This window comes from Gracilimonas sp. (genome assembly GCF_035704785.1).
Lineage (GTDB): Bacteria > Bacteroidota > Rhodothermia > Balneolales > Balneolaceae > Gracilimonas.
Window position 1 is genome coordinate 1 of sequence record NZ_DASSWP010000072.1, and the last position, 10,442, is coordinate 10,442.

Below are 10,442 nucleotides of genomic sequence, written 5' to 3' on the forward strand. Positions count from 1 at the left end.
ATTTAAAGTCGGAGGTGAGTGGATATTTACCATGCACGGACCCGATGGAACCAATTATCCCAACAGAGTCGTCTATACCAGGATCGAAAAGCCTGAGCTGCTGAAATACGATCATTTTGCAGGATATGAGGAAGATGGAAAGCCGCCTCATTTCAAAGCAACCATTACTTTTGAGGAAGTGAATGGAAAAACCACCGTAGAGATGCATATGGTCTTCCCTACTGCCGAAAAACGAAACGAGGCCGCAGAATACGGAGCTGTTGAAGGAGGACATCAAACCCTTGCAAGACTCGCTGAATTTCTCGAAAATTAAATTGATTTTCGATTAACCATTAACAATAAACGAAACACCTATGCCAACTATCAATCCATACCTCAACTTCCAGGGAAACACCGAAGAAGCTTTCAACTTCTACCGGTCCATTTTTGGCGGAGATTTTATTGGAGGAATTTCCCGATTTAAGGATGCACCCGAAGGCGACGAGCTTCCTGAAAACGAACAAAACAAAGTGATGCACATTGGCCTCGCCTTTGGAGAAAATAACTTGATCATGGCCACCGATGCGCTCGAATCCATGAATCAAAAAGTAAAGCCCGGCAATAACATTTACCTCTGCATTTCTGCCGACAGCAAGCAACAAGCCGATGATTTTTTTAAGGGACTTTCAGCCGGGGGCGAAACCGAAATGGATATGCAGGATATGTTTTGGGGCGATTACTTCGGAATGTGTACCGATAAGTTCGATGTGAAATGGATGGTCAGTTTTAATAAAGAGGCATAAGATCACTGTTAAAAACCGAGAATTTTAAAATAAAGAAACTCATTCATAGATTTTTCGTACTTGATTTGGTTTAAAAAACCAATCATTGAATGATCATGACTGTAGAAGATAAGATATACATTAACGCCTCAGTGAATGATGTATGGAATATAACTGAAGATATAAAACGATGGCCGGAATGGACTCCAACCATCTCTTCCGTCCGTTTTATCGGGCAAGAAAAGCTGGGAATCGGTAATGTAGTCAGTATCAAGCAGCCCGGTCAGCCTGAGTCGAACTGGACCATTACAGAGCATATTCCAAATAAAAGTTTTAGTTGGGAAACCCGACGTCGAGGCCTGTACATGAAGGCGACTCATCTGCTTCAACCGGCCGAATCCGGAACTGTGAATACTCTTCGGTTAGAAGCTTCAGGATTTATGTCCATTATTATGTGGCCGCTTTTCAGGATTGCTACACGCCACGCACTAAGAAAAGAAAACCAAGGACTAAAAGCACGATCTGAATCGGATCAAAATCACTGAATTTTTGAAAGTTAATTGAGTTGAGATAGACAGAACGACCTATTTTCGAATAACGAATAACGAAACAGTATGAAAATATCCGTGTATATCGCTACAAGTTTGGATGGCTTCATTGCCCGGGAAGATGGCGACATCGAATGGCTGCACAATAGCGGACATGGTGATGTGGATAAAAGCGAAGATTTCGGTTACGAAGCCCTTATGAGTTCGGTGGATGCCTTGGTGATGGGAAGAAATACCTACGAAAAAGTGCTCTCATTCGGCGGAGAGTGGCCATATGGAAAAAAACCTGTTTTTGTATTGACCAACAACGGAGTTGAGATCCCGAAGCGGATAAGCGACACTGTCTCTTCCCTTTCTGGTTCTCCCCAAAAAATTGTAAAGGAAATGGAGAAGCTGGGCCATCGACACATATACCTTGATGGAGGAATAACCATCCAAAAGTTCCTGGAAGCCGGTTTGGTAGATGAGCTTACCATCACCAAAATTCCCGTTTTGATCGGAACCGGAATTCCGCTTTTCGGGCCACTTTCAAAAGATGTGAAAATGAAGCATCTTCAAACAAATACCTTTGATAACGGTTTTGTACAAAGCCGGTATGAAGTTATAAAATAAACCACACAAAACACTGCTATGTCAGCCTCAGATCAAAACCCCGGATACTATAAAACCGTAATGCCCTATCTCATCTTAAAGGATGTCAGCAAGTTTCTGGCCTTCACTCAAAATGTTTTTGGAGCTGAGGTTAAGATGAAACACACCGATGATGACGGCCGGATTGTACACGCCGAAATTGTGATTGGCGACAGCACACTGATGGCCGGAGAAAGCAACAAGGACTGGACTTCCCAGCCTGCCGGATTATATATAAATGTAGATTCTGCTGATGAAACGTATCAAAAAGCTTTGCATGCAGGGGCAGAAACCGTGATGGAACTTTCCAATAAGGAGTACGGCCGGTCTGCCGGAGTGAAAGACTCAAACGGTAACACCTGGTGGATCACTTCCAAACGTTAATCATGAAATGAACGGCATTGAGCAACTACAAAAAGCCCACTGATTATTTTGATGAGGAACTGGCCACATTGCTTGCCAACAAGATCATCAAGGTTTATCCTGAGTTTGATCGGGAAGTATTTATTGCATCCATCCAAAACGGCATAAAAAACAAAGCGCTGAAGCAGCGGGTTGAACTAATAGCTGATAAATTGAACCATCAATTGCCGTCTGATTACCCGGAATCCACAAAGATCCTGCTAAAAATACTGGGACCGGAAAATCCAAACGAAACCGGTATGTTCACTGAATTTTACTGGGTGATGCCTGTCGCAAAGTTTGTAGAGAAATATGGGTTGGATCATTTTGAAGCCTCAATCAACGCCATCGAGGAAATTACCAAGCGCAATACCGGCGAATATGCTATCCGTCCCTTTATTCGGGAATATCCTGAAAAAACAATGTCAGTCATGACACGCTGGGCACGGTCTGAAAACTTTCACCTTCGCAGGTTAGCATCCGAGGGACTTCGTCCAAAACTTCCCTGGGCTTCAAAACTGGAGTTGTTTATCGAAAACTACACTCCTGTTTTTGGCATTTTGGAGTTACTGAAAGAAGAGCCGGTACATTTCGTAAAAAAATCCGTTGCTAACCATCTCACTGATTACCTTAAAGTAAATTCCGAGCCAACGGTAAAATTGATACAGAACTGGAAGCAATCAGAAAATGAGCATACTCTATGGATCATAAAGCATGCAACCAGAAAGACGGACATTAAATCTCTCAATTAGAGGATAATGTATATTTGGCATTTAGAAGAAACTACCTCTCTGAGCTGGCTGATATATTTGTTGGTGGTACCCCCGAAAACGTTTCGCCATTGAGAACTGCAACCCGATTGTACATTTGATACCGATTTCGAATTTCTCTAACGTACTGAACCGTCTCTATGCCCCGGCAATATCCATGTCGGGCATGTTGATAATATCTTTGATCCATCAGTTTAAGAAGGGCGTCTTCCACATTATCCCATTGATTTGGGTCTTTATTCTGTTCCATCGCCAGCCGGCGGGCATCCACCATATGGCCAATTCCCACATTATAGGTAGCCAGGGCAAATGACAACTGGTTCACACTGTCGAGATAGGCATAGTGTTCTAAATGGCCTTTCAGTATCAATGCCCCTTCCTGTATATTCGTTAAAGGGTCGTATAGATTTTCATACTCCGTGGCAGAAAAACGGGGTAATATCTGCATCAACCCAACCGCTCCTGCAAAGCTCTTGGCCTCCGGATTGAAACCGGATTCCTGAACGATCATTGATGCCAGCAACAGCCAGTCCAGATCCAGTGAATCTGCTACGGATTTCGTTAGGTCCTCAAACGATGAGATCAGCCCAATGCTTGAATAGTATCTCTCCGGATTGTAGTAATCCTCAAGATGAGGACTTTCATTGTGATATCGGTAGCGTAACTGATTCAAAAAAGAAGACCGGACGGGCTCTTCCCTATTCTCGGAGAATGTGAAGTGGTTTTCCAGGAAATTATTAAGCTGAGCTTCCAGTCCCTGGGCGTTTTTTCTGATCGCCCAAGCAACGGTATCATTTCGGGCAATAACCGGGCCTTTATTTAATCCCGGAATGTATTTTGAACCGGCTTTAAAGGTATGCTCATCAAGTATAGTCGCGAGTACTTCTCCCCTTGAAACCTTTAGGAGCAGTGATCTTGTATCTCCCTCATCAGGTAAAAAATCGATATTAAGATCATATCCCTGATCCCTGAGCGCTTCCAGATGGATAAGATCTGAATGATCTCTGCTTATATGTATAGGTATTCCCAGGTTTGAAAATTCTTCCAGCAATTCGGGTTTTACCTCGAGGCTGTCAGAATAAACCAGAATTTTGTCCGAAAGTTTATAGGGCCTGGTAAATTGAACTAGCCTTCTCCGCTGAGGGGTTATGGTGTAATTGGCTGCCACCACATCACCGGAACCATAATTCAGTAAGTCATGGGGGCTTTCATCCTCTCCCACAAAAATTACCTCCAGCTCTAATCCGTGTGATCTGGCAAATTCATTCAATAGCTCATATTCAAAGCCCGCTTCAAAACCATGTCGAAGAAAATAACTTTCGGCATCATAGCTGGTTATCATCCGCAATACGCCGCTATTTCTGATCTCATTGAAATCACGCTCCACCGCCACAGTACTGCTGCCAAAATGTTCTTCGACAAAACGGTCTATATCATCCGGGGTTATACAACCGGATAGTAATACTGCCGACAACGCTAAGATAAGACCGGATATCCTCATTGATCGCAAAGTTTTTGATTTTTCATTCAATTTACTCTATTCAAATCAAATTAAAACGGAATGTTCCATTACTATTTGCAGCATCCTAAACTAATAAGGCTCTACTAATTATTGATAATATTGAATTTATTCACTCAAGATCATATGCTCCTCAAAATTTAACTGAATAAAATTCATAAAACCAAGGCAACCCTCCTGCCTGACTCACTGTACAGGTTTATAGAATCAGCAATTAATGCATTGGATTTAACCCTTAAACCTATACAGTTATGAATACTCAAAAAATACCCTTCGTATCCCTATTTGTGGTCTTAGTAGTAAGTTTAACCATGATCGGCTGCAGCAGCAGTGCCTCAGGTCCAAATGACGATGGCAACGGGAATGGAAACGGGGGGCCTGCACCTAGTGTAGTTGGAATGAGCAGTCAGTCATTTTCACCCGCTAACATTGAGGTAAAAGTTGGAACTACCGTTAAATGGACGAACGGAAGCAACGTTGTTCATACTGTGACCAGTGGCACAAACGGTGAGCACGACGACAAATTTGACAGCGGTAATATTGCGCCGGGAGAAGAATATTCCTATCAGTTCACTGAGATCGGTGAATATCCTTATTTCTGTATACCCCACGTAAGCAATGGAATGACCGGTACGGTAACCGTAGTAGAAAACAATAATAGCAATGGTTATTAATAGTCTGCTTTTCTGTTTTCTGTCGTTTTTTCAGTTGGCTGCACCGGATCCGGTAGATCGTGCTGATACAGTCTATTACTCAGATTCCGGGTATGTTGAATTTACGTCAAGCGTACCCATGCACTCCTTTTCGGGAGAATCGGAGCAGCTTACCGGAATGATCGATCTTGAAGAGAATATTATCGACTTCTACATTGATCTGACCACCCTTAAAACGGGAATTGGGAAAAGAGACCGAGATATGTATCAAACGCTGAATACAGAAGACCACCCTTTTGCTGAATTTACGGGCTCATTTGAGACTGTACCTTCCATTCCCGATCAAAGAACAGAGGTTACGGCTACCGGTGAGTTCACCATAAACGGAATAACCAACGATGTAGTAGTTCAGGGCTGCATAGAGCCCGGTGAGGAAGGATTGATACTGGAGGCAACATGGTCTCTCCTCTTGAGTGATCATGATATTAAACCCCCGGGTATTCTCTTCTACAGGGTTGATGACACCCAGGAGATCAGGATCGAGGTTGTTTTAAAACCAACATCCAGGCAAAAACTAACCGCTGAAAACTAAACCGGAGCACCAATAATGAAGCAATTGCATATACTTTCTTCTTTGATCTTAAACAGCCTCATTCTGCTGCTTTTGATATCAGTTACAGCCAACGCTCAGTTGCCCAGAGAACGAGCTCAGACAGATGGGCTTGTTGAAAGCACCTTTTGGGCCACCACCAATATTGGAATAAGTACGGTTCAGAATGTTGATAAGAACAACCTGGAGAGTTCGGTCATGCATACTTTTGGGCTGGTCAACGGGGGAATTGATACTTTTTATGGATTGGATGATGGAGCCAATACCAAAATTGGCCTGGATTACGGGATCAGTGAGCGGTTTTCCGTTGGAATCAGCAGAATGACCTTTAACAAGATCGTAGATCTGAGGGTCAAGTATAACATACTCAGACAAACAAGATCCGGAAGTGTACCGATTGACCTAGCTTTCAAGTCCTCTTTAGGAATCAGTACGCTCTCCGGTCTTGGGCTCGAGTTCAAATACTTAGTCAAATTTTTTCCTCTCAACTCATCCGATATTTTTTCCGTCCTGAAAAGCTCCCCAGCCCTCTTTCAGTGCATAGGGAACGATTAGAAAGGCGGCTACAGGATCAGCCCACCATAAATCCAAATAGCGTACTACCAGCAGGCCTCCCAATACTGCGATGGTTTGATACATACATATAAAAGTATCTTTGGCTTTGGCTATTAGCTCCTTATTCTTAAGCTTTTTGCCATATTTATAATTTGCCCAAATTATAACAGGATTTATCACCAGCGAAATAACCAGGATAATTATGCCTGCTGTACTCCAGTCTGGGACTTCCCGGTTGAGAAGGCTTGTTATAGAATCATAGGTAATAAAAATGCTAATGATTATAAAAGAAGAAGCGATTACATAAAGGGAAATTCTACTTCTTCTTTTCACGCCTTGTTCACTTATTCCTTCTATCTCTCCCTTAAAACGCCACCATACCGTGCTTGCTGAAATAACTTCGACAATACTATCCAACCCCCATCCGATTAAAGCAGCGCTGCCTGATGCAAAACCTGCATACAGTGAAACTACTGCTTCAATGACATTATAAGCCACACTATATATTTGGATTTTCCTGCTTGTCTTAAGGTCTTTCTTCCCCTGTTCGCTTTTCATAATTGGACTAACTAATTGCCTTTAAACCATTTTTAAATCATCGTAATGAACAGGTTTCTTCATTCAATTCTACTTCAACCGTATAATGTGAAAATTCGTACCCTTTTAATATATCTTTGATTTCCCGTTTTACCTCCAGAATATCGTTGAAGGTATTGATTTCATTCAAAACAACGTGAGTAGTGAATACATTATGTTCTCCTTCCAGTGACCAGATGTGGGTATGATGAAGTGAATTTACTCTGGCAACGTTTCCCAGGCGCAGTTTTACTTCCTCCAGATCAATATCTTCAGGCTTACCCTGAAGAAAAATATAAAGGGTCTCTTTCAGTCGTTTTATGATACCCCAAAGTATGTACAATGTGATCAATATGGCTAAAGCCGGATCGAGATAATGAGAATCCCAGAAAAGCAGGATGATGGAACCAATCAATATGGCAGACCATCCTAAAACATCCTCCAGCAGATGCCAAGAGATGACCCGTTCATTCAAAGTTTCTCCCTTGCTTGTTCTCCAGGCGGCATAGCCGTTCACTGTTACACCTACAATAGCAAAAAGCAACATTCCGGTGGCATCGGTATGCTGAGGCTCAAGAACTCGGCCCACCGCGGCTTTGATCACAAAAATAGAACCTGCGATCAGGACAAGGCTGTTAATCAAGGCACCCAACAATGAAAAACGTTTATAACCGAAGGTAAAATTAGTCGTTGCTTCTTGTTTTGACTTCTCGTCCAGATACCAGGAAAGGCCTATAGAAATGCTGTCGCCCAGATCATGCAAGGCATCGGAAATGATGGCGATACTGTTTACATAAAAACCTCCGATAAACTCAAAAATGGTAAAACCAAGGTTCAGGAAGAACGCTATTTTCAGGTTACCCGAACCCTTATGTTCATGTTGGTGGGCCATATTACTTTGATAATTTTAAAATTTTTACTGCGCCCCGCATCACGAAACTAAATACAATGGCTCCAATAATTAAATCCGGCCATTTAGAGCCTGAAAGATAAACCAGAACTCCGGCTACAATAACACCACCATTTACAACAATATCGTTTGAAGTAAAAATGGAACTGGCCTGCATATGGGCTTCCCGGCTTTTTGCTTTATTTATGAGCCAAAGGGTAACCATATTTGCGGCAAGGGCTACAGAAGCGATAATAATCATCCACTGAAACTCAGGTATTTCACTACTGGTCAGGAATCTGCGGATGACTTCTATAAATCCGAGGAAGGCCAATCCCATCTGAAGATATCCGCTTATTTTGGCCACCTTCTTTTTTCTTGCAGCGGTAGTGCCAACTACAAACAGGCTAAGCCCGTAAACGGATGCATCTGCCAGCATATCAAGTGAGTCAGCTATTAAGCCCATGGAATTAGCAATCCAACCCCCGGTCATCTCAACAACAAAGAAGGTAAGATTAATACCCAGTACCCACCGCAATATCTTTTTCTCTGTCTTTTCATCAGAAAAAGGTAACTCCGTTGCTTCTTCTGTTGACTCCAATGAGGAGTTCAAATTCAGGGAATTAAGAGCTTTCTCTATTTCAGAAAGCCCATCATCATGATAGATTTCCAGTTTACGATTTGGAATATCGAAGCTCAGAGATTGTACCCCCTCGATGTCATCCAGCTTCATCCGAATCATTTGCTCTTCGGATGAGCAGTCCATTTGAGCAACTTTAAAGGTTGATTTCTTCATAAGATATGATTTACATGTTGACTTTTTTAGCTGGTATAGGCTGACTGTTGGAGACTACTGATTTGGTTTGAAACCTTATCCAACTCCGGTAACCAAGCAGTAATATCAAGGGAAAAACAGCACCGGGTATTTCCTGCGGAATAAACATCCAGCTTAGCAGGAATAAGACAATAATAGCTATGAAAATACTCCATAGTATCTTACTACTTGCTGAAAGAACTCGATTGGTATTAAGAAGTACCCCAAAGAGCGGCAATGCGGGCAGAGACCATAGTATATTTAGATTCCATTTTGTGGAGGGATAAGCCGAGAACAGCCACAGAAATAAGATTAACAGACCCACTAAGCACGCAACTCCAAAGAGGATACGGTCGAACCAGATCCACAACTTGGTATTTTCCGGATATGTATAAGTAAGTATCATTATCACTCCCAACAGAAGCCAAAAGATCAGAGCCGGAGTAAGAAACACAGATCGAGCACTAACCGGATTTGGACTTGTATATATTGTTTCTTGGCCAACTAAGGCAACGCTGGTATCTGCCCGCTGAACTATTCCTTTGGCAAAGCCTGTTTTCAAAAGATCAGGGAGGAACAGAGTTTCAGGCCCCGATGGAATCTGGTCTGCGGGCATGCCCAGTAGAAGATTAACGCCAAACTTAACCCATGGAACCGGCTCCAGGTAGGGATTAATGAACTCCCGAAAACTTTTTTGCTTTGGGTTCAGCGGCCCTGAAAAGGAAAACGAATCACCAATGACTTTGCTAATGATATCATAAACACGAGTGGTACAGTTATCGTAAAAAAATTCGTAAGAATAGTACCGGTTTTTGGGCAAGGCATTGATTTCCAGAAGCCTGTATAATTCTTTTACTTGTCCCGGTGTCAAATTAAGTTGTTGTTCGATAATAGTACGTCCGGCATTCAGATATGCCTCTTTTACGTACCCGAATCTGCTCGCTAAAAGGAAATATTGTAGGTCTCCAAGCGCGAATTTCCAATAGAATCCTGAGGCATCGAATTCAAAGGTGCCGTAGTTGTAGGTACGATTAATTCCCGTTACCGGATCATGGATCCGTAATGCAGTGTGACCAAACAACGAATATAGTTCATTACCGGGCGCAACAGTGATAAGGCTAACCTGTGCTTTTGGGGAAAGCTCTATTTGCTGTTGTGCCGAAACAGAGAAGGTCAGGACAGGCAAAAGGGCCAGTAACAGAACTATTATTTTTAGGGATAAGGATCTATATATCAAGTGAGGGATCATTATGCCTGCCTGTCTAAAAACCATTGTTCGGCTTCTTTAATAGCCTCTTTAATGGCTTCTCCTTCTGTATATCCACCCTCCTTCATTAAACGGGTGGCAATTTTCAGCGCTTTTTCCTGGACCTTAGGATTCAGATCCCTCAGGTCGGCTTCAAAATCTTCAAATGTCCATTCCATAACTCAAACTGTTCAGATTAAAAATTCACGCTTAATAAATCATGCTTTTTCATTGTTTTGGGTCTTAAGAAAAAAGATGCCGCCAGATCAGTGGCGACACCTTCAGGGATAGTGACGGTAATCAATCGTATGACATCGTCATGGGTTTCCCCGGTTTGTGTGCGTATGGCTTTTACGACCTCTGGTACAAATCTTTCTATCAAGTCTTCCTGATCTTTATAGATTTGCCCGTTTTGATTCTATAGGCATCTTCTATTTCTGTTATATAAATAATACCGTCACCACGTTCA

Annotated in this window: 15 protein-coding genes; 9 read left to right on the plus strand and 6 right to left on the minus strand. The window is 42.4% G+C overall.

What is annotated here, in order from left to right; genetic code table 11:
* From VFM80_RS04045 to VFM80_RS04070, 6 genes are all read left to right on the plus strand, one after another.
* On the plus strand, positions 1 to 313 hold a 313-nt coding region (locus tag VFM80_RS04045; protein ID WP_395069803.1), incomplete at its 5' end, for an SRPBCC domain-containing protein.
* Between the two features lie 40 nt (positions 314 to 353).
* Positions 354 to 782, plus strand: a complete 429-nt coding sequence (locus VFM80_RS04050) for a VOC family protein (RefSeq protein ID WP_395069805.1) — start codon at positions 354 to 356, stop codon at positions 780 to 782.
* Between the two features lie 89 nt (positions 783 to 871).
* Positions 872 to 1,306 (plus strand): SRPBCC family protein, encoded by a 435-nt coding sequence (locus tag VFM80_RS04055; protein WP_395069807.1) that lies wholly within the window; start codon positions 872 to 874, stop codon positions 1,304 to 1,306.
* Positions 1,307 to 1,375: 69 nt separating this feature from the next.
* Positions 1,376 to 1,921 (plus strand): dihydrofolate reductase family protein, encoded by a 546-nt coding sequence (locus VFM80_RS04060; RefSeq protein WP_395069809.1) that lies wholly within the window; start codon positions 1,376 to 1,378, stop codon positions 1,919 to 1,921.
* 18 nt (positions 1,922 to 1,939) lie between these two features.
* Positions 1,940 to 2,323, plus strand: a complete 384-nt coding sequence (locus VFM80_RS04065) for a VOC family protein (protein WP_395069810.1) — start codon at positions 1,940 to 1,942, stop codon at positions 2,321 to 2,323.
* A gap of 17 nt (positions 2,324 to 2,340) precedes the next feature.
* Positions 2,341 to 3,093, plus strand: a complete 753-nt coding sequence (locus VFM80_RS04070) for a DNA alkylation repair protein (RefSeq protein ID WP_395069812.1) — start codon at positions 2,341 to 2,343, stop codon at positions 3,091 to 3,093.
* Between the two features lie 31 nt (positions 3,094 to 3,124).
* On the opposite strand, the gene VFM80_RS04075 is transcribed toward VFM80_RS04070, so the two are convergent.
* A complete protein-coding gene (locus VFM80_RS04075) occupies positions 3,125 to 4,612 on the minus strand; it encodes a transglycosylase SLT domain-containing protein (RefSeq protein ID WP_395069814.1) in 1,488 nt (495 codons plus the stop codon).
* Positions 4,613 to 4,881: 269 nt separating this feature from the next.
* Between VFM80_RS04075 and VFM80_RS04080 the strand changes: the two genes are divergently transcribed.
* From VFM80_RS04080 to VFM80_RS04090, 3 genes are read left to right on the plus strand one after another with little or no spacing between them, the layout of a single operon-like run.
* Positions 4,882 to 5,304: a cupredoxin domain-containing protein gene (locus tag VFM80_RS04080; RefSeq protein ID WP_395069816.1), complete on the plus strand. Its 423-nt coding sequence runs from the start codon at positions 4,882 to 4,884 to the stop codon at positions 5,302 to 5,304.
* A complete protein-coding gene (locus VFM80_RS04085) occupies positions 5,294 to 5,875 on the plus strand; it encodes a YceI family protein (protein WP_395069818.1) in 582 nt (193 codons plus the stop codon). Before VFM80_RS04080 ends, VFM80_RS04085 begins: the two co-directional genes overlap by 11 nt.
* A 15-nt stretch (positions 5,876 to 5,890) precedes the next feature.
* On the plus strand, positions 5,891 to 6,448 hold the full coding sequence (locus VFM80_RS04090; protein ID WP_395069820.1) for a DUF5777 family beta-barrel protein: 558 nt from the start codon (positions 5,891 to 5,893) through the stop codon (positions 6,446 to 6,448).
* Here the strand turns inward: VFM80_RS04090 and VFM80_RS04095 are convergent.
* The 5 genes from VFM80_RS04095 to VFM80_RS04115 all read right to left on the minus strand — a co-directional run bounded on the left by VFM80_RS04095 (position 6,383) and on the right by VFM80_RS04115 (position 10,152).
* Positions 6,383 to 7,006, minus strand: coding sequence for a cation transporter (locus VFM80_RS04095; protein ID WP_395069822.1), 624 nt, complete (start codon positions 7,004 to 7,006; stop codon positions 6,383 to 6,385). The two genes, VFM80_RS04090 and VFM80_RS04095, sit on opposite strands and share 66 nt — an antisense overlap.
* 37 nt (positions 7,007 to 7,043) lie before the next feature.
* A complete protein-coding gene (locus tag VFM80_RS04100) occupies positions 7,044 to 7,916 on the minus strand; it encodes a cation diffusion facilitator family transporter (RefSeq protein WP_395069824.1) in 873 nt (290 codons plus the stop codon).
* 1 nt (position 7,917) lies between these two features.
* Complete coding sequence (locus tag VFM80_RS04105; protein WP_395069826.1) at positions 7,918 to 8,709, minus strand: cation transporter; 792 nt, start codon at positions 8,707 to 8,709, stop codon at positions 7,918 to 7,920.
* A gap of 10 nt (positions 8,710 to 8,719) precedes the next feature.
* Entirely contained in the window at positions 8,720 to 9,913 is a 1,194-nt protein-coding gene (locus VFM80_RS04110; RefSeq protein WP_395069828.1) for a DUF4105 domain-containing protein, read from the minus strand.
* 62 nt (positions 9,914 to 9,975) lie between these two features.
* On the minus strand, positions 9,976 to 10,152 hold the full coding sequence (locus tag VFM80_RS04115; protein WP_395069830.1) for a hypothetical protein: 177 nt from the start codon (positions 10,150 to 10,152) through the stop codon (positions 9,976 to 9,978).
* Between the last annotated feature and the right edge of the window lie 290 nt (positions 10,153 to 10,442).